At 68.4% G+C, this 25,729-nt stretch carries 26 protein-coding genes and 1 pseudogene; 24 read left to right on the top strand and 3 right to left on the bottom strand.

Going from position 1 to position 25,729, the window contains the following annotated elements; genetic code table 11:
• The 22 genes and pseudogenes from E0W80_RS19185 to E0W80_RS12860 all read left to right on the top strand — a co-directional run.
• Nucleotides 1-448: pseudogene (locus E0W80_RS19185) on the top strand (FHA domain-containing protein); the annotation flags it as partial.
• A complete protein-coding gene (locus tag E0W80_RS12960) occupies nt 445-1,263 on the top strand; it encodes a protein phosphatase 2C domain-containing protein (protein WP_047522454.1) in 819 nt (272 codons plus the stop codon). The pseudogene E0W80_RS19185 and the gene E0W80_RS12960, both read left to right, overlap by 4 nt.
• Nucleotides 1,263-2,483, top strand: a complete 1,221-nt coding sequence (locus tag E0W80_RS12955; RefSeq protein ID WP_131493010.1) for an FHA domain-containing protein — start codon at nt 1,263-1,265, stop codon at nt 2,481-2,483. The genes E0W80_RS12960 and E0W80_RS12955 overlap by 1 nt, the downstream gene beginning before the upstream one ends.
• Nucleotides 2,480-4,108, top strand: a complete 1,629-nt coding sequence (locus E0W80_RS12950) for a serine/threonine-protein kinase (protein ID WP_131493008.1) — start codon at nt 2,480-2,482, stop codon at nt 4,106-4,108. Before E0W80_RS12955 ends, E0W80_RS12950 begins: the two co-directional genes overlap by 4 nt.
• Nucleotides 4,096-4,833, top strand: coding sequence for a hypothetical protein (locus E0W80_RS12945; protein ID WP_131493007.1), 738 nt, complete (start codon nt 4,096-4,098; stop codon nt 4,831-4,833). The genes E0W80_RS12950 and E0W80_RS12945 overlap by 13 nt, the downstream gene beginning before the upstream one ends.
• Nucleotides 4,830-6,206, top strand: coding sequence for an RDD family protein (locus tag E0W80_RS12940; RefSeq protein WP_131493005.1), 1,377 nt, complete (start codon nt 4,830-4,832; stop codon nt 6,204-6,206). The genes E0W80_RS12945 and E0W80_RS12940 overlap by 4 nt, the downstream gene beginning before the upstream one ends.
• 43 nt (nt 6,207-6,249) lie before the next feature.
• Nucleotides 6,250-10,749 carry an FtsK/SpoIIIE domain-containing protein gene (locus E0W80_RS12935; RefSeq protein WP_131493003.1) on the top strand — a complete coding sequence of 1,500 codons (4,500 nt, stop codon included), beginning with the start codon at nt 6,250-6,252 and terminating at the stop codon, nt 10,747-10,749.
• 111 nt (nt 10,750-10,860) lie between these two features.
• A complete protein-coding gene (locus E0W80_RS12930; RefSeq protein WP_131493001.1) occupies nt 10,861-11,190 on the top strand; it encodes a hypothetical protein in 330 nt (109 codons plus the stop codon).
• Nucleotides 11,190-12,476: a hypothetical protein gene (locus E0W80_RS12925; RefSeq protein ID WP_131493000.1), complete on the top strand. Its 1,287-nt coding sequence runs from the start codon at nt 11,190-11,192 to the stop codon at nt 12,474-12,476. The genes E0W80_RS12930 and E0W80_RS12925 overlap by 1 nt, the downstream gene beginning before the upstream one ends.
• A gap of 53 nt (nt 12,477-12,529) precedes the next feature.
• Nucleotides 12,530-12,964, top strand: coding sequence for a hypothetical protein (locus E0W80_RS12920; protein WP_131492998.1), 435 nt, complete (start codon nt 12,530-12,532; stop codon nt 12,962-12,964).
• Nucleotides 12,961-13,530 (top strand): hypothetical protein, encoded by a 570-nt coding sequence (locus E0W80_RS12915; RefSeq protein ID WP_131492996.1) that lies wholly within the window; start codon nt 12,961-12,963, stop codon nt 13,528-13,530. The genes E0W80_RS12920 and E0W80_RS12915 overlap by 4 nt, the downstream gene beginning before the upstream one ends.
• Nucleotides 13,521-14,135 carry a hypothetical protein gene (locus E0W80_RS12910; protein WP_131492994.1) on the top strand — a complete coding sequence of 205 codons (615 nt, stop codon included), beginning with the start codon at nt 13,521-13,523 and terminating at the stop codon, nt 14,133-14,135. The genes E0W80_RS12915 and E0W80_RS12910 overlap by 10 nt, the downstream gene beginning before the upstream one ends.
• Nucleotides 14,136-14,139: 4 nt before the next feature.
• Complete coding sequence (locus E0W80_RS12905; protein WP_131492992.1) at nt 14,140-14,643, top strand: hypothetical protein; 504 nt, start codon at nt 14,140-14,142, stop codon at nt 14,641-14,643.
• Nucleotides 14,643-15,221 (top strand): hypothetical protein, encoded by a 579-nt coding sequence (locus tag E0W80_RS12900; protein WP_047524668.1) that lies wholly within the window; start codon nt 14,643-14,645, stop codon nt 15,219-15,221. Before E0W80_RS12905 ends, E0W80_RS12900 begins: the two co-directional genes overlap by 1 nt.
• Entirely contained in the window at nt 15,218-15,778 is a 561-nt protein-coding gene (locus E0W80_RS12895) for a hypothetical protein (protein ID WP_153243504.1), read from the top strand. Before E0W80_RS12900 ends, E0W80_RS12895 begins: the two co-directional genes overlap by 4 nt.
• Nucleotides 15,779-15,891: 113 nt before the next feature.
• Entirely contained in the window at nt 15,892-16,179 is a 288-nt protein-coding gene (locus E0W80_RS12890; protein ID WP_028501988.1) for a WXG100 family type VII secretion target, read from the top strand.
• A gap of 134 nt (nt 16,180-16,313) precedes the next feature.
• Entirely contained in the window at nt 16,314-16,814 is a 501-nt protein-coding gene (locus E0W80_RS12885) for a hypothetical protein (RefSeq protein WP_131492989.1), read from the top strand.
• A 78-nt stretch (nt 16,815-16,892) separates the two neighbouring features.
• Nucleotides 16,893-17,249: a hypothetical protein gene (locus tag E0W80_RS12880; protein ID WP_131492988.1), complete on the top strand. Its 357-nt coding sequence runs from the start codon at nt 16,893-16,895 to the stop codon at nt 17,247-17,249.
• Nucleotides 17,250-17,258: 9 nt separating this feature from the next.
• Nucleotides 17,259-18,575 (top strand): putative T7SS-secreted protein, encoded by a 1,317-nt coding sequence (locus E0W80_RS12875; RefSeq protein WP_047524673.1) that lies wholly within the window; start codon nt 17,259-17,261, stop codon nt 18,573-18,575.
• Between the two features lies 1 nt (nt 18,576).
• On the top strand, nt 18,577-19,176 hold the full coding sequence (locus tag E0W80_RS12870) for a hypothetical protein (RefSeq protein ID WP_131492986.1): 600 nt from the start codon (nt 18,577-18,579) through the stop codon (nt 19,174-19,176).
• 36 nt (nt 19,177-19,212) lie between these two features.
• Nucleotides 19,213-19,851 carry a hypothetical protein gene (locus E0W80_RS12865; RefSeq protein WP_131492985.1) on the top strand — a complete coding sequence of 213 codons (639 nt, stop codon included), beginning with the start codon at nt 19,213-19,215 and terminating at the stop codon, nt 19,849-19,851.
• Nucleotides 19,852-20,001: 150 nt separating this feature from the next.
• Nucleotides 20,002-20,289, top strand: a complete 288-nt coding sequence (locus E0W80_RS12860) for a WXG100 family type VII secretion target (protein ID WP_028501988.1) — start codon at nt 20,002-20,004, stop codon at nt 20,287-20,289.
• 54 nt (nt 20,290-20,343) lie between these two features.
• On the opposite strand, the gene E0W80_RS12855 is transcribed toward E0W80_RS12860, so the two are convergent.
• Both E0W80_RS12855 and E0W80_RS12850 read right to left on the bottom strand, forming a co-directional pair.
• Nucleotides 20,344-20,811, bottom strand: a complete 468-nt coding sequence (locus E0W80_RS12855; protein WP_131492984.1) for a recombinase family protein — start codon at nt 20,809-20,811, stop codon at nt 20,344-20,346.
• 54 nt (nt 20,812-20,865) lie between these two features.
• Nucleotides 20,866-21,855 (bottom strand): malate dehydrogenase, encoded by a 990-nt coding sequence (locus E0W80_RS12850; RefSeq protein ID WP_131492983.1) that lies wholly within the window; start codon nt 21,853-21,855, stop codon nt 20,866-20,868.
• A 53-nt stretch (nt 21,856-21,908) separates the two neighbouring features.
• Here E0W80_RS12850 and E0W80_RS12845 point away from each other — a divergent pair, with 53 nt between their 5' ends.
• Nucleotides 21,909-22,787 carry a neutral zinc metallopeptidase gene (locus tag E0W80_RS12845; protein WP_047521340.1) on the top strand — a complete coding sequence of 293 codons (879 nt, stop codon included), beginning with the start codon at nt 21,909-21,911 and terminating at the stop codon, nt 22,785-22,787.
• 70 nt (nt 22,788-22,857) lie between these two features.
• Nucleotides 22,858-23,841, top strand: coding sequence for a prolyl aminopeptidase (gene pip, locus E0W80_RS12840; RefSeq protein ID WP_131492982.1), 984 nt, complete (start codon nt 22,858-22,860; stop codon nt 23,839-23,841).
• A gap of 80 nt (nt 23,842-23,921) precedes the next feature.
• On the opposite strand, the gene E0W80_RS12835 is transcribed toward pip, so the two are convergent.
• The gene (locus tag E0W80_RS12835; protein ID WP_131492981.1) at nt 23,922-25,718 is read right to left on the bottom strand and encodes an aldehyde dehydrogenase family protein; all 1,797 of its coding nucleotides are present in this window, start codon (nt 25,716-25,718) and stop codon (nt 23,922-23,924) included.
• Nucleotides 25,719-25,729: the final 11 nt, after the last annotated feature.

Below are 25,729 nucleotides of genomic sequence, written 5' to 3'. Positions count from 1 at the left end.
GCCGGTCGCTGCTCCGCCGGTCGCTGCTCCGCCGGTCCCGCCGCTCCCGGTGGCACCCGCGCCGGCAGCGCCGGAGGTCGTCGAACAGGACGACGATCTCGAAGAGACCCGGATCAGCGTCCCCGGCCATCGTCTGGTCTTCACGTGGGATGACGGCACACGGGTCTCCGTCTCGCGGCGCACCATCTTCGGCCGCAACCCCGCCCCGGAGGAGGGCGCGACGCTCGTACCCGTGCGCGACGAGACGCTGTCGCTCTCCAAGACGCATTTCGAGGCCGCCGCCGAGACCTCCGGCGGATGGGTGCGGGATCGCCACTCGACCAACGGGATGACCATCGTCCGCGACGGCCAGCGCATCGCGTGCCCGGCCGGGCAGCGGGTGCCGGTGCGTCTGGGCGACGCGATCGAGATCGGCGACCGCATCGTGACGATCGGCGGATACGCATGAGGCCGGGACTCATCGTCTCCACCGGGTCGGCGACGCATCCGGGGCTCCGGCGCGCGCTGAACGAAGACGCGCATCTGGCTTCGGCCCCGGTGTTCCTGGTCGCCGACGGGATGGGCGGGCACGAGGCCGGTGAGCGCGCGAGTGCCGCCGTCATCGCCGAGTTCGCCCGGTACATCGGTCGACCGGCGCTCGAGCTCGACGACGTCCGGCACGCCCTCTCCGTCTCGCGGACGAGCGTCGAGGATCTGTCGACCTCGGGCAACGGACGCGCCGGGACGACCCTCAGCGGTGTCGTCATCGCCTCGGTCGACGGCATGGGGTACTGGCTCGCGGTCAACATCGGAGACTCCCGGACCTATCGTCTCGCCGACGGCGAGCTGGAGCAGATCAGTGTCGATCACTCCGTGGTGCAGGAGCTGATCGAGTCCGGTGAGCTCTCCGTCGAAGACGCCGTCTCGGATCGCCGCCGGAACATCATCACCCGCGCCATCGGTGCGAGCAGCACGGGCGACGCCGACTACTGGATGTTCCCCGCCGAACTCGGCGATCGCATCCTCGTCTGCTCGGACGGTCTCACCTCCGAAGTGCCGGACACGCGTATCCGCGAGGTGCTGGCCTCGGAATCCGATCCGCAGAAGGCCGCCGACGCCTTGACGGCCGATGCGGTGAGCGCCGGGGGTCGAGACAACATCACCGTGATCGTCGTGGACGCGGTCTCGGTCGCGTCGCGGCCGGGAACGCTGACGGCCACCGACGACGACGACATCGACGCCGACACGCGTCCACGAGAAGCCACAGCAGGAGGGGTTCGCTGATGCAGACCATCTACCGACCGGGACAGTGGTACCTGATCGTCATCCCCGGCGCGCTCGTCGCGCTCCCGCCCGATGTCCCCGGCGATGTCGTCGCCCGGCTGTGGGAACGCCTGCCGGAGGCGAAGACGCTCGCAACGGTCGTCGATCTCCTGACGACGCAGGCGGGCCGGTCCTTCACATCGTTGCCGTCGTTCGTCGCCGCCGTCGCCGAGGGAGGAGACGTGCGCATCGCCCTCCGTGGTGACGTCTCGGCACACGTGACGACCGCAACGGAATCCCTCGAGCTCTCCGGGGCGGACGTCACCACCTGGAACGAGCGGTTCCTCGGTGGCGCGACGACGATCGACATCACGGTCGAGACGACGACCGAGGCTGACGGCCTCCCCGTGCAGAGCGGGATCGTGCGGGCTGCCGCGGTGAGCGCCGAGCTCGAGCCGAGCGACGCCGATCCGCTGACCAGTGCGCTCGGCCCGGCCCCCGTGCTCGCCGAACCCGCTGCCGCCGTGCAGGCCCCGGAGCTGGTGGCCGTGGAGCCCGAGCCGGCGCCGGAGCCCGAGCCGACTCCTGCGCCCGAACCCGAGCCGACTCCCGCGCCGGAACCCGAGCCGACTCCTGCCCCGGTCATCGAGGATGCGTTCCTTCCACCGACCGAGGTGACGCTCGCACCGCCCGTCGACGACGACTTCGATCAGCTCTGGGGTGCGACCGTGCACTCGGTCGGTGCCGCAGCCGCGGCGCCGACCCCCGTCCCGGTCGAAGGCGATCATGACGGGGCGACCGTCTCTGCGGCCGACCTGCGTGCGCTCCGCCAGCAGCCTCCCGTCGCCGATGATGTCGCGACGGACGTGCTCGACGTGACCCCGGTGCCGTCCATCGCTTCGACGGGCCGCGTGCGTCTCTCCACCGGTCAGGTGGCGGCGCTCGATCGCACGGTCATCATCGGCCGACGCCCGCGATCGACCCGTGCGAGCGGTGCGAACCTCCCGCACCTGATCGCCGTCGAGAGCCCGCAGCAGGACATCTCGCGCAGCCACCTCGAAGTGCGGCCGGAAGGCGACACCGTCGTGGTCATCGACCTGCACACCACGAACGGCTCCACTCTGCTTCGTCCCGGTGCCGAGCCGGTGCGGCTGCATCCCGGGGAGCAGACGCTCGTGCTGTCCGGTGATGTCGTGGATCTCGGTGACGGAGTGACCGTCGCGTTCGAGGAGCTGCCGTGACGCGTCGCCCCTCGCCGCCGCCGGATCTGCCGGGCTTCACCTATGTGGAGCCGCTGGGCACCGGCGGTTTCGCCGATGTCTTCCTGTACGAGCAGGAGATGCCGCGTCGCCGTGTCGCGGTGAAGGTGCTGGTCGCCGACCGCATCTCGAGTGGCGCGGCGCAGGAGTTCGCCGACGAGGCCAACGTGATGGCGATGCTCTCGACGCATCCGGCCATCGTCACGATCTACCAGGCGGGTGTCGCCGGCGACGGTCGCCCCTACCTGGTGATGGAGTACTGCCCGCGGCCGAACCTCCAGATCCGCTCCCGCAAGGAGCCGTTCTCGGTCGCCGAGGCTCTGCGCGTCGGGATCCAGGTCGCCGGAGCCGTCGAGACCGCGCACCGGGCGGGCGTGCTGCATCGCGACATCAAGCCGGCCAACATCCTCGTCACGGAGTACAACCGGCCCGCCCTCACCGACTTCGGCATCGCATCGACGACCGGAGCGACGGGTGAGGCCTCCGGCATGTCCATACCCTGGTCTCCGCCGGAGTCGTTCGCGGAGCCTCCACAGAGTGGTCCGCGCACCGACGTCTGGGCGCTCGGCGCCACGCTATACACGCTGCTGGCGGGTCGTTCGCCCTTCGAGCGGACCGGCGAACGCAACTCGAGCGCCGATCTGATCGAGCGCATCGAGCGCGCCGCTCTCCCCTCACTGAAGAGGCCGGATTCGCCGGAGAGTCTGCAGAGGCTCCTCGAACGGTCGATGGCGAAGAACCCCGCCGATCGCTTCCCGAGCGCGGTGGCATTCGCGCGGGCACTGCAGAAGGTGCAGATCGAGCTCTCCCACTCGGTGACCCCGATCGACATCGTCGATGACCATCCGCCGGCGGAAGACCTGGAGGACGACGGCGACGGTCTGACCCGGGTGCGGGAGATCGTCAGCATCGACCCCGAACTGGCATCGTTCACCCGCCCCTCGGCCCAGACGCAGCGGAAGGAACCGCCGGTTCCGCTGTCGGGCATTCCGCGATTCGACGCCCCGACGCCCGAGGAACCGCTCGTCGAGCAGACCCAGTTGCGCCCGCCGACTCCGACGGCCGCGGCTCCACTCGCCCCCTCCGCCGACGACCGCACCATCGCGCGAGCGCCGATGGTGGTCGCCCCGGAAGAGGCGACGCCGCCTCCGGCCGTGTCGGCTGCTCCTGTCGCGGGTCCGGGAGAGCCGCCGGCGCCGCGCAGTCGCAAGGGCCTGTGGATCGTGCTCGCTGCCGCCGCGGTCGTACTCGTGGTCGGCGGGATCGTCGGGATGAACCTCCTGGTGGCGGGTGTCACCCCCGAAGCGCAGGAGACCGAGCAGGCCGTGGAGCCGAAGGACGTCGGTACGGACGTCGTGCCGAAGGTCACCGAGATCTCCGGGACGCGCGAGGGCGATCGGATCGTGTTCACCTGGACCAATCCGAGTCCGCTCGAGGGCGACTCGTTCATCTGGACACCGGTCGCGGTGTCGGGAGAGGTCGATCCGCACCAGACGCCGGATGCGACCGCGACGGTCCCCGCAGCGGCGGGCACCGTCTGCATCGACGTGATGTTGCGGCGCGACGACGGTCGTGCCTCGGAAACCGTGCGGGGGTGTGTGGAGTGACGAGTGCAGGAGGGGTGACCGTCGAGTTCGCGGGGGAGTACTTCCGCGTGAGCCGTGGTGATCGATTCATCGTGGGACGCGAGGGCGACCTCGAGCTCGACGACAATCTGTTCCTGCATCGGCACTTCCTGGAGATCACCGACTCCGACGGGCTGTGGTGGCTGTCGAACGTCGGTACCCGGCTCACCGCGACGGTGACCGACTCGGCGGGTGGCGTGCAGGCGTGGCTGGCGCCGGGTGCTCGGCTCCCACTCGTCTTCGAGAAGACGACGATCGTCTTCAGCGCGGGGCCGACCACCTACGAGCTCACCTTGCATGCAGCGGAGCCGACGTTTCGCGCGACCAGGCGCGAGCACGACGACGACGGGGCGTCCACGATCGGCGACGTTCCGCTGACCCTCAGCCAGAAGCTGCTCATCCTGGCGCTCGCCGAACCCCAGTTGCGCAGGGACGGCACCGGGATGAGTGAGATCCCGACCTCGGCGAAGGCGGCGGAGCGGCTGGGCTGGACGGTCACCCGGTTCAACCGCAAGCTCGACAACGTCTGCGACAAGTTCGACCGGATCGGTGTGCCCGGCATGCGCGGCGGGCAACGCAGCTTCGCGACCAACAGGCGCGCACGCCTGGTCGAGCATGTGATCGCCTCGCGCCTGGTCGGCAAGAGCGACCTGCCGCTGCTCGACACCGAGCATTCCATCGACGACGTCGAGGGAGAGCAGGAGTGATCTGGGAGATCGACGACCGCGCGCCCGAGGTCGAAGGACTCGACGCGCACGGACGCCCGGACCCCGCGTACGCGGAGGCTCTCGGCCTGCGCCCCGCCGGACGGGGTGCGCGTGTGCTCGCTGCCCTGATCGAGTGGACGGTGGCGGTCGTCATCGCCCTCCCGGCCCTCATCGCTCTGACCCCGGTGCTCGCGCAGGCGGCGTCAGGACGGTTCGACGCGGAGGATTTCTTCGCGCGGGAGGATCTGGTGTGGCTCATCGTGGCCGCTGCGGTGTCCCAAGGGCTCATGATCGCCTACCTCGTCGTCCAGCTCGTCCTGCATGGCCGCAAGGGGGTGACGCTCGGCAAGGCGATCTGCGGTATCCGTTCCGTGAACGTCCGGACTCTCGAGCGTCCCGGCTTCTGGCGGGGCGCGGTCGTGCGCTACCTCGTCGCGTACGCCTCGCTCCTCGTTCCGCTCATCGGGCCGGTGCTGGTGATCATGCTCTCCCCGCTCTTCGACATCGAGCGGCGAGGACGCGGATGGCTCGACCTCGCCGCCGCGACCTGGTTCGTGGACGTGCGCGGCGGCCTGAACCCCTATGACCAGAAGCGGATGCGTATCGCGCGCAAGCGCGTGAAGACGCCCGAGCACGAGGAGAAGGCACCCCTCCCGTCGCTCGCCACCCCGGTGCACCGGGATGCTCCGGCCGAGTACGTCCCGAGCGCGCGCCTCTCCGGCGGCGTCATCGGTGCGCACCGGTCCGCCGCGGGCCCTGCCCCTGAGCGGCCGGAGGCCTCGGCCCCGGGCTCCCTCGTGTCGTCGACACCGCCCTCCCTGGCCACCGGCACCCCGCCCCCGGCTTCGTTCGCGCCGCCGGCTCCGGCGCCGGCTCCCGCGTCGGCTCCCGTCATGCCACCCGCGCCCGTGATGCCACCCGCGCCCGCACCCGCAGCACAGCCGGTTCCTGCCCCCGAGCCGCCGGTCCCCGCTCCCGCCGCCGTTCCCGCCGTTCCCGCCGATGTGCCGGCGGTTCCCGCCGATGCTCCGAACGTTCCCGTCGGAGTGCGGGCGATTCTTGTACTCGACACCGGTGAGCGCGTCGAAGTGCGCGGCACCACGCTGTTCGGGAGGTCGCCGAGCGCGGCAGCCGGCGAGGGCGAAGCGCTCCTGGTCCCGGTCGTCGACGACACGCGTTCGGTGTCCAAGACGCACATCGCGGTGATGCCGGCTCGACGGGGCGTGTTCATCGTCGATCGCGCGTCGACCAACGGCAGCGCGATCGTCCGAGACGGTGTCGAGACCGCGCTGGCCGCCGGACACCCGGCCGAGCTGCGGACTGGGGACACGGTGCGCTTCGGCGATCGGTTCCTGCAGGTGGAGTGGGTATGACCCGGAGAAGTGAGATGCGCCCCCGGCGCGGTGAGGACGAGCGATGAGAGTCAAGCTGACCCTGCGTCGACCCGCAGCACCCCTGACCGACGTCGTCGTGATGGCGGACTCGACGGCGACCATCGCCGATGTCGCGCGCCAGATCGCCACCACCGACCCGGCACGCAGCATCGTCGCGACGCCGACCGACGTGCTCACGCTCTCCGTCGCCCCTCCGACGAGCGAGCAGCTCACGATGCTCAATCCCGACCTGCTCGTCGGCGACGCCCCGCTCGGCTCCGGCTTCCTCGCCGAGGTGGTCAACGTCGGCCCGAACCGTGCCGCCGCAGGCACCGTGGGTGCGCGCCCCGCCGCCGTCCTCCGGGTGGTCTCCGGCCCTGCGGTCGGGCAGGAGTTCCCGCTGCCGATCGGTCACTTCCTGATCGGACGCGACGCCGCGAACGACGTCACTATCGCTGATCCGCTCGTCTCGAAGCGGCACGCCAGGATCGAGGTCGCCGCGACGTTCGTCGAGCTGGTCGACCTCAACTCGGCGAACGGAATCCTCGTCGACGGCGGGCTCGTGCAGCGTCTCCGTGTGATCCCCGGGCAGAGCTTCGTGCTCGGGGACTGCGAGTTCGTCGTGCACATGGTGAGCGACTTCGACGGCTCAGCCACGGGTGACCCGGTGCTCGAGCGCGGGGGAGCGCTCATGTTCAACCGCAGCCCCCGTGTCGAGGAGCGGTACACCGGGGAGGATCTCGATGAGCCGCGCTATCCCCGCGACCAGCCGTCGCGGCTGTTCCCCTGGCCCATGCTCGTCGCGCCGATCCTCCTGGCCGTGACGATGTTCAGCATCACGCAGCGTCCGGCGTCGCTGCTCATCGCGGCTGCGTCGCCGATGATGATGTTCGGCAACTTCATCTCGCAGAAGACCAACATCGGTCAGCGGCTGCGCAAGGAGGCCGAGTCGTTCGAGGAGCAGTTCGAGCGGCTGGAGGAGACGCTGTACCACTCGCGTCCGAAGGAGCGCGAGGTACGGCAGAACGAGGTCCCCGCCGTCGCCGTGGTGTTCGATGAGGCCATGCGTCTCGGTCCCCTGCTGTGGACGCGGCGACCGGAGCACTGGAACTTCCTCGCGATGCGTCTCGGGGTCTGCGAGACCGAAGCACGCACGCGCATCAAGCGCACCGAGACCCCGGAGGCGCTCGTCGAATACGTCGAACGCGTCGATCGCCTGGAGGAGCGGTACCGGATGATCGACGACGTCCCCATCCTGGAATCTCTCCAGAGCGTGGGCTCGGTCGGTGTCGCCGGTCCCACGTCGCTGGCCAGCGATGCGCTGCGGGGGATCGCCGTCCAACTGTTCGGCACGCATTCCCCGAACGAGCTCGTCACCGTGGCGCTGACCGAACCGGGGTGGGCGAACGAGCTCGACTGGCTCAAGTGGCTCCCCCACACCTCCAGCGAGCGGAACCCGTTCAAGGAGATGCCACTAGCGGATTCCGCCTCGACCGGGACGGCCCTGCTCAGCGGTCTCGAGGAGATCGTCCTGCGCCGCTCGCGGGAGTCGAAGTCTGCGCGGCCCCCGTACGGAGCCGACTGGGATCCGATGCGGTACGGCACCGACGTCAAGCGCGCGGCCGAGGAGGCGACGTTCCCCGGCCAGACGGCCATCCTGGTGATCATCACGAACGACGCCCCCGTCGATCGGGCCAGACTGACCCAGATCCTGGAGCGCGGCGCCGACGTCGGCGTCTACGCCTTGTTCGTCGCTCCGGTCGTCGAGGCACTGCCCGCGGCGTGCCGCACGTTCGTCGACGTCAGCGCCGGGCTCTCCGATGCCGTGGTCGGCACCGTCCGCAGCGGCGTGGACTACCGCGGGGTGCAGGTCGAGGGTGTCTCGCACGCCTACATGACGATGTTCGCCAAGCGCCTGGCGCCGGTCGTCGATTCCAGCACGGTGATCGAGGACTCCTCCGACATCCCGAACTCGGTCAGCTTCCTTTCGCTCGTGGGCACCGAGGTCGCCGAGGATGCCAGCGCGGTGATCGATCGCTGGCGGCAGAACAACACCATCATCGACCGTTCCGGCGCTCCGCAGGCCCGGCTCAAGAAGGCCGGCAACCTGCGCGCCATCATCGGACAGTCGCAGACGGACGCGATGACCCTCGACCTGCGCACCCAGGGGCCGCACGCCCTCGTCGGCGGGACGACCGGTGCCGGCAAGAGCGAGTTCCTGCAGGCATGGGTGCTCGGCATGGCGGCCGCCCACAGCCCGGATCGCGTCACGTTCCTGTTCGTCGACTACAAGGGCGGCTCGGCTTTCGCCGACTGCGTCGACCTGCCACACACCGTCGGCCTCGTCACCGACCTGAGCCCGCACCTGGTGCGTCGCGCCCTCACGAGCCTGCGCGCCGAGCTGCACCACCGCGAGCACCTCTTCAACCGCAAGAAGGCCAAGGACCTGCTAGAACTCGAGAAGCGGCGGGACCCGGAGACTCCGCCAGCGCTCGTGCTCGTGATCGATGAGTTCGCGGCGCTCGCCGGAGAGGTGCCGGAGTTCGTCGACGGGGTGGTCGACATCGCCCAGCGCGGACGCTCCCTCGGCATCCACCTGATCATGGCGACGCAGCGGCCCGCCGGTGTCATCAAGGACAACCTCCGCGCGAACACGAACCTGCGCGTCGCGTTGCGGATGGCCGACGAGTCCGACTCGAAGGACGTCGTCGACGACCCGGTGGCGGCGACCTTCCCGCCCTCGCTGCCGGGACGCGGTATCGCGAAGACCGGTCCGGGGCGACTCGTGCCGTTCCAGTCCGCGTACGCCGGCGGATGGACCACGGACGAGGCTCAGGTCGCCGAGGTCAAGGTCGCCGAACTCCGCTTCGGCTCGATCCAGACCTGGGAGGCCGAGCAGGCGCCGGAGTCCGATTCGCACGACGAGGATCTTGGACCCAACGACCAGAAGCGCATCGTGGCGACGCTCGTGAATGCGGCGCGCGAGGCCCGCATCCCCGCCCCCCGACGGCCGTGGCTCGACGACCTCGAGGGCGCGGTCGACCTGCGCGACCTCCCGGTGCTCGGCGACGGGCAGGTGCTGCTCGGCAAGATGGACGTCCCGGAACGGCAGCTCCAGGAGCCGGCCTACTTCCACCCCGACAAGGACGGCTCGCTGCTCGTCTACGGGACGAGCGGTTCGGGGAAGTCGACGGTACTGCGCACGATCGCGATCGCCGCGGGTTTCGATCCCGCTCGTTCGAACGTCGAGGTGTACGGGCTCGACTTCGGGTCCGGTTCGCTCAAGAGCCTGGAGATGCTGCCGCACGTCGGCTCGATCATCTCGGGCGACGACTCCGAACGCGTGCAGCGGGTGCTGCGTTCGCTGGCCGCGGTGCTCGACGACCGTGGCAAGCGTTTCAGTGCCGCCAACGCTTCCAGCCTCACGGAGTACCGGGAGCTCACCGGGCAGGACGAGGCACGCATCGTCCTGCTCATCGACGGCTTCCCGCAGTTCCGTGGAGAGTGGGAGTCGACGACGGCGCGGATGCCCTTCTATCAGATCTTCATGCGCATCCTCGGCGAGGGCCGCCCGCTCGGCGTGCACGTCGTCGCGAGCGCCGACCGCTCGGGCTCTGTCCCCACGGCGGTGAGCGCGAACGTCTCGCGGCGCGTGGTCCTGCGTCTCTCGGATGAGTCCGGATACGCGATGCTGAACGCGCCGAAAGACGTGCTGGACGAGCGGTCAGCCCCGGGACGCGCCATCATCGACGGCCGCGAGACGCAGATCGCGACGCTGGGCGGGACTCCGAATGTGGCCGAGCAGACCAAGCTGCTCGAGGGTCTCGCCGAGAGGCTCCGTGCGGCCGGAGCGAGGGAGGTGCCGGAGATCGGCGCGCTGCCCACCCGTCTGTCTGTGCGCGATCTGCCCGATCGCCTCGGCGAGTTCCCGGCACTCGGGGTCGCGGAGGACACCCTGGCGGCGCGCGACTTCGACCCGGTGGGCACGTTCGTCGTGGCCGGCCCGCCGTCGTCGGGCAAGACCAACGCCCTCAAGTCGATCATCACCTCGATGCGGCGACTCGACCCGGCGACCGTGCTGTTCCACTTCGGAGGCCGACGTGCCCAGCTCAAGGACTACGCGAGCTGGACACGCAGCGCCGTGACGCCGGACGATGCGAAGGAGCTCGCCAAGGAGATCACCGAGCTGATCGCCGACGACTCCCTCCCGACGAGGGTGCTGATCGTGGTCGAGGACGTGCCGCAGTTCGCCGACAGCCCGGCCGAGCGCGAGATGAAGGCCCTCTTCCAGGCGATCAACCGCAGCGACCATCTGCTCATCGGCGACGCCGACGTCACGCAGGTCACGAGCGGCTTCGGGTTCATCGGAGACTTCAAAGCCGGGCGTAAGGGCATCATCCTCAAGCCCGACTCCTTCGACGGCGATGCGGTGTTCAAGGTGCCGTTCCCGAAGGTGAAGCGCACCGACTTCCCCGAAGGACGAGGCATCTTCGTGCAGGCCGGACGCCAGGTCACGGTGCAGCTGCCGCTGGTCGAGGAGTAGGCGGTCGATGGGGAGTTGTCCCCATCGACCGAACGCACGAGGCCTTGTTAGGGTTTCGGAGCCGGGACGGCCGCCGTCGCCGTGCAGGAAAGACCGGAGGGGGGACGCCAGATGGACATCATGCTCGACCTCGCCCAGCTGAAGGATGCGAAGCTGGGGCTGGAAGCAGCGATCGGGGAGTTCGATCAGGCAGCGAACACCAACGACGACCTCGAGGACGCGATCAAGCGCCCGGTCGGCCGGGGGGAGCTTTTGAACCAGGTCGTCGACTTCGAGGTGGCGTGGCGCGACAAGCGCGGCAAGCTGCAGGAGAACCTCACGAACATCAAAGATCAGCTCACGTCGATCATCGACGGTTGGTCTGAGTGGGACATGTCGACCGCGAGCGAGCTCGAAGGGTCGACGAGCACGCAGCAGGTCAGCGCGAGCAGGGCGGTCTGATGCGGTCCCCGAACACCGGCAACGAACTTCAGATCCTCGAAGGCAATGCGGCGGACATCGTCGCCCGCGGCAATCAGCTGACGGTGCTCGCCACGACGATGGACGAGACCGCGACCCAGCTGAAGAGCATCGGCGACTCGACGGTGCACAAGAGCAAGGGCACCGACAAGCTCGCCGAGATGGCGAGCGAGACCGCGACCGATCTGTCGGCAGCGGCCATCCGCTACTCGGGCACAGGCAAGACGCTGACGACGTACGGTGAGGCCCTGGGCGTCGCCAACGGCTGGCTCGCGAGCAACATCGACGAGGTCGAGGCGGCGGAGCGGGCGTACCAGGCTGCGCTCGACGAGAAGGAGGACGCAGATCTCGCCGCGAGCCTGGCGACATCGCGCGCCGCGGAAGCCGAACCCGACTCGGCGGCAACGGATGTGCTGGACGACGCCGAATCCGCGGCGTCGTCGGCACGGGCGACCCTGACGAACGCCACGACGGCGCGCAACGAGATGTGGTCGGCGTTCGACAGCGTCTTCGACGAGTGGTCCGACGCCTACGACGCCGCGGTGGACGGTATCGAGAAAGCCATCGAGACGGCCGGCAACAACGACGGCTTCTGGGAGTTCATCGACCAGGTGCTCGGTGTCATCGCGATCGTCCTCGTGGTGCTCAGCATCATCGCTTTGGTCATCGGCGCCCCGCTGACCGGGCTGCTCGGGGTGATCATCTTCACCCTGGCAGCAGCGTCCTTCCTGCTGACCACGTTGAAGTTCGCGTTCGGTAGAGCGACGTTGAGCGATGTCGCCTGGAGCGCGGTCGGGCTGCTGCCGTTCGGCCTCGGCAAGGTGCTCTCCCGGGGAGTGCCCACTCTGGCGAGCGTCATTCAGGGCGGACGCGGTGTCGTCACGGCGGCGATCCGAGATGCCCTCCCGCGTTTCTCCTTCCTGAGGCCGACGACGTGGGGGACGCCCTTCCGATCGCTGTTCGCGCCGCTGCAGTCGGCGCGAGCGCTGCCGAAACCGGGGATGCTCACCAACCCGTTCGATGCGATCAGGTTCGGGGGATCGCAGACGGCCCAGGTCTCGACCTTCGTGAACACCATGCGCAGCTCGCCGTACGCCACCAGCCCGGGCGTCCAGCAGTTCATCTCGTCCACGGCGGCCAGTCTTCCCGGCGGGATCCGGCAGAGCCTCAATGTGGTGGCGTGGGGTGGCGTCTCTCTCTCGGATGGTTTGGGCCTGTTCGATGCGCAGCCAGAGATCCCGGGTCTTCGGGACGTCAGGATAGGCTGAGCTACGTGGCAAGAAGAGATGCGCTACGATCAGCGGTCGCGAAGTTTTTCCGCGTGTCGATGGGCGTGGTTGTGCTAGTGGCTCCCGCGCTACTGGTCGCTTTTCTCGTCGGCTCGCTGATCTTCTCCGGGGGTAAGGCCAGCGAGACCATGGACACGAAGTGGGGCGTCGTCTTTGCGTATCCTCTCTTCGAGGTACCTAAGCCGCTTCTCGTGATCCTCGGCGCAATGTCGATTCTCCTGGCGGTGGGCGTAGCCGCGACCAACGGCCGCTCGAACGAGGAGGGCGTACGGCGACTGATCGGCCCGATCGCGGCGTCCGCGGTCTCGTCCGTGATTTTGGCGGGCGTCGTGCCGGAGAACCCCACGCGCTGGGGCGACGCGTTCATCGGAACTCAATGGGTCGCAGCGATCTTCTTCGTCGTGGCACTCGCAGTTCTGTTGCTCGGTATCCTGGCGGCCCGCTCCAGGGAACGCGCTCGCGCATGACCGCCCTCAGCGGTTTCCGCATCATGATGCCCCCCGGCTGGTCGCAGTATCGCGTCGATGAAGACGGGCGCAAGCGCTACATCGCCAAGGTGTCCTCGCGGATGAAGCAGCTGGGCCAACCGGAGCTCGACGTGCGGCTGCGGATGCTGGCCACCTCGCAGTGGCGTCGGCTGGAACAGACGCGGACACACAGCATCTATCTCGCCGATCGGGAGGTCGAAGGGCTGACCCATCTCCCGTTGTCGATCGCCGTCCGCCAGCAGATCGGTCCCGCAGGTTCCACCTTCGCGGCCGGCCTCCACACGCTCACGACCGCCGAGATCGTGACCTTCGACACGGCGATCGGGCCAGTTCTCCGCTGGGAGTGGACGAAGCCCGGTGAGGGTGAGCTCGAGGGGATCACCGTTCGCTCCGTCGGGTACGGGTTCGCGCTGCCGGAGGAGAACTCCCGTCGTGGGTTGGTCTTCACCGCCTCGTTGCCCTATCCGGACGATGCGGATACCCTTCTCGTGGATGCCGCTATCGAACTCGCCGATTCGATCCTGGAGACCTTCCGGTGGCAGTAGAACTGCAGTACCAGATGACCCTCGATGGGCGCCGCTGGATCCCGATCCCGTTCACCTTCCCCTGGAGCGAGTTCGCCACCGCCGAGGAGTGGGCGTCCACGCTCGCCTCCGACCTGCTCGCGGGGACCGGTGCGGAGTCCACCGCCGACGCGCTGACGCAGGAGGCGCTGACGCTGCAGGCTGCGCCGCCGCCGATTCCCGGAGCGCAGGAGCGCTTCTGGCGTACGGAGTACGTCGGCGGCTATCCGATCATCATCCACCTGTACATCGACGAGACGTGGGCGACCACGGCGGAAGACCTGCTGCAGTACGCGCGGCTCGGCATCGGCGGGTTCGTGCAGACCTGGAGCATCGTCGAAGGAACCGCCTTCGACGCCGCGGTGAACGTCGCCGTGAGCGCGGAGATCGAGGACGTGACGAGGGAAGGGTCGCCGGTCATGACGATCGGAGCGGTCCGCTCGATCGGTGTGCGCGACGGCCTCCTCTTCTTGATCGACTATCTCGACGAGGATCCGGTGCGTCTGGAGGCCGTCCAGCCGGAGCTGGAGGAGATCTTCCGTTCGTTCCGGTTCCGTGCGGCACCGCCCTCAGCGGCAGACGCGTGACCCCATGACCTCCCCTCGGGCCTCCGTGCACAAGCGGATCACGACGATGTATCTCCTGCTGCGGATGATGCAGGCGGCGGCGCTGATCGTCTATCTGGTTGGGTCTTTGCTTCTCACCGGAGGACAGATCGCCGTCGGTCGTGCGCCGATGTGGGGCGTTGCCATCGACTACCCCCTGTTCTCTTTTCCAGGGCTGCTATCTCTCGTCGTGTCCGTCATCGGTCTCATCCTGGCCGCCGCTGTTCTCGCTACGGCGCGTGTGAACGATTCCGGTCGAGTGGGCGGAGCGTTCGCGGCGACGGGTGCGGCCACCGCATCCTCGGCGATGTTCGCGTGGATGCTCCCTTCGGAAGGGGCGACCGAGGCTACGCTGCGGTGGGTAGCGGCCGGTCTCGACGGGACCGCCACTGTGGTTCTGATGGTCGCAGCGCTGATCCTCGCCGTCCGAGATGACCGTGCTCGTCAGCGTGAAGGACGCCCGATATGGACCCCGGGTCAGGAAAGTTGATGGCCGAAGACGAGCCCGGCGGATTCAGCATCCTGTTCCCGCCGGGATGGACACGGTACTTCATCGATGATGAGGGGCGAAAAGCCCTGATCATGCGGATGTCGTCGCAGATTCGAGCGCTCGGTCGCCCCGATCTCGATGTCGAGGCGCGGATGCTGATCAGCCAGCAATGGAAGCAGATGCAGGCGCGGAGTGTCGGTGCGGTCTACCTTCCGGACGCGATGGGGGACGACTCGACACCTCTGCCGATGTCGTTCGCGCTGATCCAATACGTCGCTCGTCCCGGAGCCGATTTCGAGTCGGCGTTCCGCGACATGGCGAAGGGGGCCGTCGAAGCTTTCGACACGTCGATCGGTCGGATTCTGCGGACCGAGAGCGAGCGCCGCGGCACAGACGAGCTCGCGGAGGTGATCGGGCGGCAGATCGACTACGGCATCGCGCTTCCGAACCCGCGTGACCGTCGCGGCATGATCGTCTCGACCTCCATCACCACGCTCGACGACACGGCACCTGATCTGGTGCAGGGTCTGATCGAGCTCAGCGACACGGTCGTCGAGACGTTCCGGTGGCGTGCGTGACCGGCTACCGGGTGCTGCCAGACCAAGCCGCCTGGCTGACACTTCCGCTCGAGTTCCCGTGGGAAGACTTCGTCGATGACGTCTCCTGGGCCGCCGAGGTCGCAGATGACAGAGCAGTTGCCGACGCGCCTGCGGCCGTCCGCACGGCGATCGCCGAGAGCGCGCTCACTCTCGTGCGCGCCGAGCCGCCGCTTCCCGGCGTGCGGGAGCGTTTCTGGTGGCTCCCCTCGATCGGCGGATCGGTCGTGGTCGCGCATCTGACGGCCGTCGAACTCGACGAGTCGCTCCACGAGCAGCCCCTCGATTCCTTCGTCTTCCTCGGCGCGGGAGGAATGGTCCAGAACATCACCGAGGTCGAGGGAACCGCGTTCGACACGGCCCTGGACTGTGTGCTGCTCGTCCCGGTCGACGACACGACCATCGCGCTGAGGCGCCTTCTCGGACGGACGGCGCGGATGCTGCTCATGCTCGATGTGTTCGTCGATGACGGCGGTGCGCTCCACGAGGCGCAACACGATATCTCGGCGCTCTTCACCTCGATCGAAGTGGTGCACTGATCGTGCGCCTGGATGGGGAGTTGTCCCCATCGACGGTGTTTGTGGGGGCCGCGTAGGGTGGGGTTATTCGGGCCGGAGGGGTCCGGTTCTTTCGATTTGCGGAGGTGTGGACGATGGCCGATTTCGGTGCGTCTTATGCGGAGATGGAGCAGGTGGCGTCGTCGCTGTCGCAGGCTCGTGATGACATTCAGGGTCAGTTGGACACGTTGAAGGGTCAGGTGGACACTCTTCTGGGTGAGGACTTCAAGACGCAGCATGCGTCGGGGAAGTTCGGTGAGGGGTACACGGAGTTGACGACGGGTCTGAAGACCGCGGTCGACGGTATCAATGACATGTCGGAGTCGCTGCTGGGGATGATGCGCGCGATCCAGGATCTGGATCAGCAGCTCGCCGGCAGCTGACGAACGGCACGGTTTCACGGAGAGGGTCGACCAGGTGGTCGGCCCTCTTCGTCGTCACCCGCCCGACGGCGGCCCGTGTGAGATGTCGGCCCGCCAAGTGGCAGTGAGCCCCTCCGATCCCATAAGGTGGCCGAGTGAATCAGACGGACAGGTCCCGCATCTCGGGCCGCCGTTGCGACTGCGGCTACCTCGCCACCGGCACGCCGCCTGCGAGGCTCTGCTTCGACTGTGGAGATCGCGCGCTGGCCGATTGGGTCGCTGAGGAGAAGAGCGTGCTCGGGCCCCTGCCGGGCTACGCGGTCGAGGTGGCGGAGATCATCCGCGACGCGGCGAAGAACCAGGCGGCGGCGATCAAGAAGCGCTCGAATGAACCCTTTGCCGAAGCCGCACGCGAGCGGAGCCAGGCGGCCCGGCGTCTTTCGCGGGTCCGCCGTGCCCACCGCCGCGAGCTGGACGGGGTCTCTCTGGACCGCTGGCAGGCGGCTGCCGCCCTGCTCGGCAGTGACCCCCGGGAGTTGTTCCGCAAGGAGTCCAAGCGCTTCGTGAAGCGTGGTCTCGGAGCGGCGCAGCTGACGGCCTTGGGCGCCGATGCGATGCAGATCGTCGTCAAGACCGCACAGGAGAAAAGACGCTGATCGAGTGTGGGGACTTCTCCCCATCGCCTGAGCGGCCGGGTGACCGCTATCGTCGAATCCGGCGAGGGAGGACCACTGATGGCGGGCAATGACGGGATGCTGCTTCCGATGAGCGAGCTGCAGGAGATGTCACAGCAGATCACTTCGATCATCACCGAGTTCGAGTCGGCCAGCGCGCGACAGGGAGATGTCCAAGAAGCGGTCGGTCGGCCGGCCGGCGATGGGCGACTGCGCGACCGCTGCCACTCCTTCGAGGGCAGCTGGAACGACAGCCGGGACAAACTCCTCAGCAAGCTCCGCACGGTGAGCGAGCGCGTGCAGGGAACGATCGACGAGACGCAGCAGGCCGACGTCGACCTCGCGAGCCAGATGGAGCCGTCTTCCCCGTCGAGCCAGCCGGCGGGGCGGGGCCCCGGCGCTGCCCAGGCAGTCTAGGAGAACAACATGCAGACGACCAGAGGGCGCACGGTCGAGGTCATCGCCGGGAACCCCGGCGACATCGACGCCAGAGCCACGCAGATCTCCGATCTCGCTGACGACATGTTGTCCGCTGCGGCGACACTGCGCGGCATCGGCGATGGCAGCATCCGCGGCAAGGGCTATGCCATGGACAAGATCCGCGAGGTCGTGGACGACTCGCACAAGGACCTCAAGGAGGCGGGCGAGCGCTATCGCCCGGCGGGGACCGTTCTCAGTCGCTACGCGACCGCGCTGTCGACGGCGCAGCAGCAGATGGCCACGATCGTCTCGGACTGCGAGACCTCCTTGAGTGCGGTTCAGTCGGCCCAAGGTGATGCTTCGGATGCACAGGGTGCGTTCAGCAGCTTCCGCACCGAGGTCGCCGCTGCCCCTCCCGCTCCCGAGGAGCAGGATGCGAGCGCGCAGCAGAGCGACCGACTCGAGCAGGCGGCTGCGAGTGCGGCGCTCGCGCTCTCGCAGGCGAGGGAGACGCACGCCGAGAACCTCCGCGCCTACGACGGCGTCTTCGAGACGTGGGAGGGCGCCTACGAGACGGCCGTGAGCGACCTCGAGGATGCCAACAAGATCGGCGAGGACTCCACCTGGGAGAACATCGCCGGCGTCCTCGCCGTCGTCGCTGAAGTGCTCAGCTGGGTCGGACTCGGTCTCGCTGTCCTCGGCCTGATCATCGGCGGCCCTTTCATCGCCGCGCTTGCCGTGATCGTCGCCGTCGCGTCGCTGCTCGTCACGGTCGCTCTCATGTTCGACGGGCGCAAAGGCATCGGCGACCTGTTGTGGTCGGTGGTGGGTATCCTCCCCATCGGCAAGCTCGGCCTGCTGTTCAAGAAGGGCGGACAGCTGAAGTTCCTCGGGGAGATCGGCAAAGGCATCGCGAAGCCGTTCCAACAGGTCAAGGGCCTCCGGGGGCTCCAGTTCGCCCCGCGCAGCGGATGGCGCGCCGACTGGCTGCCGAAGTTCGATGCTTTCGCCGGTCGGGTGTCCGGCGTCAAGATGACCGGCCCTTTCTCGTTGAAGGGGATGCTCGACCGATTCGTCGGCGGTACCGGGCGCTCCTTCACGATCGCGTTCACGGACGCTGTCGGGTCGGCGCCGAAGCAGGCCATGGGAACCCAGCTGTTCAGCCAGTTGCCGACGGCGCTGCAGAATGTCGTCGGCGGAGCACCGACGACGTTCGAGCAGGTCTTCAACGTCTACAAGTGGATCGACCGCGGTGTGTCGGCGACGGGAGGACGCCCTTCCGGCGCCCTCTCGCCCGCGGGTGCCATCAATGGGCTGTTCTGAGATGGGCACGTCACTGTCGGAATCCGGGTGGGATCTGAACTACGACGCCGCGTTGTTCATCCCCCTTCCCTCGGCGGAGGAGCTCGCCGCCGATCCGGAGCGCGGGCCGATGTGGGTCGGGGAGGTTCTCGAGCACTACGCGGCGTCGGCACCGCTGACCGAAGGTGACCGCCAGGGTCTGACGGTGACCGCCGAGGCACTCCTGAGCATGGCCGAGCCGTTCGTGATGCGCCTGTGGTTCGCTCCGCCCGGGTTCTACAGCGATGTGCTGGTGAGCCTTGTGGTGACCGACGCCGAAGGGGACTCGGCGAGGGAGATCGTCCAGCGTGTGACCGAGAATCCGGGAGCGACCGCGCCCGACGGGATCGCCATCGAGTCGGATACGCATGGCTCAGGAGTTCTGATCCGCCGCACCGCCGGAGTGCAGGCTCAAGACTCGAGTGCACTGCTGGTCGCCCAGTGGGATCTGCTGCTCCACGTGCACGGTGTGCTCATCGCCGCCAACGTCATGGCCACCACGCTTCCGGTGCTCGCCCAGCTCGAGGGTGAGCTGCTGGCCCTCGTCGAAGGCATCGTGCTCCCCGACGCCGCCATCGCATGATGCCGTCTCGGGGGCTTTTCCTGTGAGGATGGGGAGATGAACGATCTTCGTGTGGAGCTGCGGTACGGCATCCCTCCGTTCCGAATCGCGCTGCCGCCGGGGTGGCATCGAAGGGCTGCGTCGACGGCGACCGAGAAGGCTGACCTCGCACGTGCATCGGAGCTGTTCCGCCAAGCCGGACGCCCCGATCTCGAGGCACAGTATCGGGCGATGATGGCCCGTGTGCGTCAGGGCATGACGCGGGCGAAGGTGTTCGCGATCTACCGGCAGGAGGATGTCGAAGCCGACGAACTCCTGCCGATGTCGATCACGGCGTCGGCGGTCGATGGCGAGGGTGGCCGCAATCTCGACGCCTGGATCACGGATGCGTTCCGGCTGCGTGGAGCGAGCTTCCTCGAGGATGCCAAGCATGTCGTGCGGTGGGAGGGCCCGGCGGCCCAGGCGCCCCGTGGCGCGGAGCTCGAACAGGTGACCGGACGAACGATCACGTATGCTCTGCCGGTGCCGGAGACCGACCGCACGCGCGCGCTGGTGTTCACGACGACCATCCTCACGCCAGACGGTGGCGGGATCTCCGACGAAGCGATTCAGGGCATGACACTGCTCAGCGATCTGATGATCTCCACCGTTGCGTGGGAGAAGGCGATGCCGGAGACGGTCCCGGGCTCGATGTGAGCGAGTGCGGCTTTGTTCCGCCATCCGGTGGTGTGCGCCGTGCTCGGTGATGGGGAGTTGTCCCCATCGACGGTGTTTGTGGGGGCCGCGTAGGGTGGTGGTATTCGGGCCGGAGGGGTCCGGTTCTTTCGATTTGCGGAGGTGTGGACGATGGCCGATTTCGGTGCGTCTTATGCGGAGATGGAGCAGGTGGCGTCGTCGCTGTCGCAGGCTCGTGATGACATTCAGGGTCAGTTGGACACGCTGAAGGGTCAGGTGGACACTCTTTTGGGTGAGGACTTCAAGACGCAGCATGCGTCGGGGAAGTTCGGTGAGGGGTACACGGAGTTGACGACGGGTCTGAAGACCGCGGTCGATGGCATCAATGACATGTCGGAGTCGTTGCTGGGGATGATGCGGGCGATCCAGGATCTGGATCAGCAGCTCGCCGGCAGCTGACGAACGGCGCGGTTTCACGGAGAGGGTCGACCAGGTGGTCGGCCCTCTTCGTCGTCAGCGTGCGGCGTCGGCGAGGTGCCGAGCGTCGTGGCCCAGGACCTTCACGATGATCCCGTGGCGGCGCAGTTCGGCGACGGTGCGGGCGCCCTCTTCGGCGTCGCGGCCGAGAGCCTTGATGTTCACGACGACCAACACATCGCCGTGTGTCAGAGTCGCGATCAGACGCGCGAGACGGTCGTTCCAGCTCTCCAGGATGTCGGGTGCCGGGTGACGGAACCCCTCGATCGGCACGCCGAAGCGGGTGAGGTCTTCGCGCTGCTTGACGACCGACGGCATGCCCTCCCGAGCGACGACGAGACCGACCAGGCGCGAGCCGTCAGGGCGTGCGGTCCAGAAGTTGCGGTTCTGCTGCAACTCGGTGAAGCACTTCGGGCAGGCCGCGGCATCATGAGGCAGGTGCAACGGGCTCGTCAGCGCCTCATCGACGGCAGTCGGCTTCATGGGATCGATCGTCTCGCTCATCGCGCACCTCCGGCATCCATTCTGCCCTGTCGGACGGCGCCGCGGCGACCGGATTCACAACAGACCGAGGGCTTGCACCGTCTCTCGCTCCTGGAGCAGTTCCGCGACGGACGCGTCGATCCGCGCGCGTGCCCACTCGCTCAGCTCCAGCCCTTCGACGATCTGCCACGCACCGTCGACGGAGCGCACGGGGAAGGACGAGACGAGACCCTCCGGGACGCCGTATTCGCCGTGCGAGACGACGCCGGCCGAGGTCCAGTCGTCGGTGCCCCGGACCCAGTCGCGCACGTGCTCGATGGTCGCGTTCGCGGCCGACGCCACCGACGACGAACCGCGCACCGCGATGATCTCCGCTCCGCGCTTCGCCACCCGCGGGATGAACGTTTCGTCGAGCCACGCCGGCACGTCACCGACGATCTGTTCCAGAGCCGGCGCCACCGGACGGCCGGCGACTGTGGCGTGCGAGATGTCGGGGAACTGCGTCGCCGAGTGATTGCCCCAGATCGGCACGCGGCGCACGGTGTGTACCGGGGTGCCGAGGGTCTGCGCGAGCTGGGCCCGCGCGCGGTTCTCGTCGAGTCGCGTCAGGGCGGTGAAGCGCTCGGCGGGTACGCCGTTCGCCGACGCGGCCGCGATCAGGGCGTTGGTGTTGGCGGGGTTCCCGACCACCGTGACGCGCACTCCCGCCGCCGCGTTCGCCGCGATGGCCGCGCCCTGCGGGCCGAAGATGCCGGCATTGGCGGCGAGCAGGTCGGCGCGCTCCATCCCGGGCCCGCGGGGGCGGGCCCCCACGAGCAGGGCGAGGTCGCACCCGTCGAAGCCCACCGCGGCGTCATCCGTCACCTCGACGTGTTCGAGCAAGCCGAACGCGCCGTCCTGCAGCTCCAATGCGGCGCCCTCCGCGGCACCGAGTCCCTGCGGGATCTCCAACAGGCGGAGCCGTACCTTCTCGTCCGGTCCGAGCAGGTCGCCCGCCGCGATGCGGAACAGCAGTGCGTAGCCGATCTGGCCGCCGGCGCCGGTGAGGGTGATCGTGGTCGTCATGCCCCGAGCATACGTCCGATCACGCCGGTCGTCCCTCGGAGTACCCTCGTCGCATGACCTTCAATCCCGACGCCGACATCTCGGGCAACACGACCCGTCGACGCGGTCGCACCGCAGCCATCGCCGGGGGTGCGGGAGTGGGCGTGCTCGGCATCATCGCGCTCATCGCGGGCCCCCTCCTCGGCATCGACCTGACCGGGCTGCTCGGGGGTGGTGCGCCGAGCGGGAGCGGCGAGCCCGTCGGGGGATCGGTCATCGAGAACTGCGACACCGGCGCGGATGCGAACGCGGACATCGACTGCCGGATGGCCGGCGCGCAGCTCGCGCTCGATGACTTCTGGGCGGAGAACGTCGACGGGTATCGCGCCCCGCAGATGATCGTGGTCGACGGCTCCACGCCCACGCAGTGCGGTACGGCGTCCAATGCCGTCGGACCGTTCTACTGCCCGCCCGAGGAGGGGGTCTACGTGGACCCCACGTTCTTCCAGCTCATGCAGCAGCAGTTCGGGGCGTCGGCCGGTGACCTTGCGCAGCTCTACATCGTCGGGCACGAGTGGGGCCACCACATCCAGAACATCACGGGCGACATGGACCGCTACCCGAACAACGGGACGGGCCCGGGCAGCAACGGGGTGCGGATGGAACTGCAGGCGGATTGCTACGCCGGGGCCTGGATCGGTCGGATCTCGGAGGAGACCGACAGCAAGGGTGTCCCGTACCTGAAGCCGACCACCGAGGCGCAACGGGTCGACGCCCTGAACGCGGCGGCAGCGGTCGGTGACGACAACATCCAGGCGCAGTCCGGTTTCGTGAACCCGGAGAGTTGGACGCACGGCTCCAGTGATCAGCGTCAGCGCTGGTTCGCCGAGGGGTACCAGAACGGGCTGGGCGCCTGCGGCCAGGTGTTCACCCTCGCCGAAGGTGACCTCTAGCAAAGGGGCACCCGCGAGGCAGGTCCGTTACGGTGGAAGAGGCAGTACTGCACGACCGGCTGGGGGGCCGATGATGACGAAGACAGACGCACTGTATCCACCGATCGAACCGTACGGCACGGGGGAGATGCTCGTCGGAGACGGTCACCGCGTGTACTGGGAGGTCAGCGGCAACCCCGACGGCAAACCGGTGGTCTTCCTGCACGGCGGCCCCGGCAGCGGAACCTCGCCCTGGCAGCGGCGGTTCTTCGACCCGGAGGCCTATCGCATCGTGCTGTTCGATCAGCGGGGGTGCGGGCGCAGCACACCGCACGCGAGTGCTCCCGATGCGGACTTCCGTCACATCACCACCGCCCACCTGATCGCCGACATCGAGCTGCTGCGCAAGAACCTCGGCATCGACAAGTGGCAGGTGTTCGGCGGGTCGTGGGGGAGCGCGCTCGCACTCGCCTATGCGCAGGCACATCCGTCTGCGGTGACCGAACTCGTGCTCCGCGGGATCTTCACGCTGCGTCGCGAGGAGCTCGAGTGGTTCTACGAGGGCGGGGCAGCGGCCCTCTTCCCGGACCTCTGGGAGAGCTTCCTCGCGCAGATCCCGATCCTGGAGCGCTCGCACCTGATCGAGGCATACCACCGCCGACTCTTCGACCCCGACCCGGCGGTGCACGTGCCCGCCGCGATCGCCTGGTCGACCTGGGAGGCGGCGACCGTGACGCTCACACCGGATCCCGCGCAGATCGCCGCCCTGTCCGATCCGCAGAAGGCCACCGCGTTCGCCCGCATCGAGAACCACTTCTTCGTCCATCGCGGGTGGTGGGACGAGGGGCAGCTGATCTCCGGCGTCGACGCCATCCGCCACATCCCCGCGGTCATCGTGCAGGGTCGACACGACGTCGCGACCCCGATGATGACCGCGTGGGATCTGCACCGGGCGTGGCCCGAGGCGGAGTTCATCGTGGTCGACGATGCCGGTCATGCGGCGACCGAGCCCGGCACGCAGAAGGCGCTACGCGCGGCGACCGACCGATTCGCTCGTGCGAGCCGCACGACGTGAAGGAGATCTCATGGAACGAAGGAGTGGATGCGCGACCGGCTCCTTCATTCCATGATTTCTCCTTCGCTTCGCGCTGACCGTCAGGCTCGGAGAGCCTTCGTCAAGGTCTTCACGAGCCCCACGAGACTGCCGTCGACCCGGTAGCGGGTCAGTCCTTCGCTGACGGCCGCACCGGTGCGCGCGGAGACGAACCACGGTGGCTTCGGCAGGATCGTGAACCGTCCACCGCCGTTCGCGATCGGTAGTGAGCGCGGGAGGGGGCGGAACGGTCCGCGGAGCACGGAGCGCTCGACCCCGTCGAGCAGGAGCGCGTTGTGCACGACCCCCAGGCCGCTGCCGACGTCGTCGATCGTGCCACCCGGGAACGCGCCCCAGGTGAGTGTCGGGGTGATGAATGCGAAGGCCGTCCAGCTGTTGATGGCGATGGAGCCGTAGTGGAGCGCGGCGATGGCCCGTTCGAATCCGGCACCGAGCGACTTCTCCGTGGCAGGGTCGATCAGCAGGTTCGCGCCGAGGGTGCCCTCCAGCCTGTCGTTCGCATGGGCGACAGCGGCATCCAGGAAGTCCTGGCCGGTTCCCGGCACGGTCACGACTCCCAGCACCGGGGCGAAGTACTCGGTGGTCTCCAGCGCGGTCGCGTCGTCGTCGGCGTCGATCTCGACGAGCAGCCGGTCGCCCAGCACGAGGGCGTCGGGGTAGGCGTCGGATGCGAGCTCCATCCGCGAGGCGGAGCCCGGGTACCAGGTCGGACGTTCGGGGGCGTTGGCGTATGCACGGCGCAGCGCGGCTCGGAACGCATCGGCTTGATCCCACTCCGACGACATGATCACCACTTGGCCCGCGATGCAGTTGTGTCCGCAGTTCTGCAGGCGCATGGTCGCGATGTGCTCGGCGTGGTAGGTGAGGTCGGACTCCGTCCACTCGCCGGGCACCACGATGATCGGTGAGACGCCGCCGAGCTCGGCCGTGATCGGCTTCTTCAAGCGCGGGCGGTTCTCGCGGCGACGGCGCTTCGTGGCCGCGGCCCCCTCGCCCTTCGACGGCCCCCACACGATGGTGTCGAACGTCGCGGCGGACCCGGTGATGTGCACATGCGCGAGTCCGGGGTGGTCGGTGAGGAATGCGCCGACCGCCGGGCCGCCTCGCACGATGCGCAGGAACCCCGGCTCGATGAGGGGCGCGAGCGCACGCTTGTACACCGGCACGAGGGCGTCCTGAGTGGGGTTCACCTTCAGCAGCGCCGTGCGGTTGTGGGCGAGCAGTTCGTAGAACACGTCGAGGACGGGGATCGAGGTGATGTTGCCGGCACCGAGCACGAGTCCGACGCCGCCCGACGCGGTCGGAGTGCGCTGCGCGAGACCGGCGGATGCGCGCGCGGCGTTCGGGGTGATCCCGGGCTCGAGCCAGACCTCGCCCGTGAAGCCGGACAGCAGGAACCTGTCGATCCCGGTCAGGGGGAAGGCGTGCACCCGGGTACGCCCACCCGGGGCGCGGTCGATCGTGATGCCGTCGAGCGGGTTGGTGCCTTCCGCCAGGCGGGAGAGGGTCGCGATGTAGGCGTCGAGCGCGCCGATCACGCTGTAGGGGCCGCTGAGCCACTCTTCGCCCCGCAGTGGATGCGCCCCGTCGAGGCCCTTGGAGGCGGAGGCCGTGTTCGCCCAGTCCTCGGCGGTGGCGGCGACGCTCGTGCGCACCGCGCGCAGCAGGGTCACGCGTTGAGCGATCGTGAGCGCCGACCACGTGCGTGCGCCGGCGTGCAGGTCGTCGACGGCGGTGTCGAGCCGTTCACGCTCGCCCGCGCTCATCCCGGGAGCCTCGGTCTTCGGCGCGCGCTTCGGAGCGGGCGTGGCGGCGGTGGAGGTGCTCGCAGAAGTCATCGATGTCTCCT

This window comes from Microbacterium sp. PI-1 (assembly GCF_004337555.1).
GTDB classification, from domain to species: domain Bacteria; phylum Actinomycetota; class Actinomycetes; order Actinomycetales; family Microbacteriaceae; genus Microbacterium; species Microbacterium aurugineum.
Note: the sequence above shows the minus strand (reverse complement) of the source record. Positions and strands in the feature narration are given on the sequence as shown.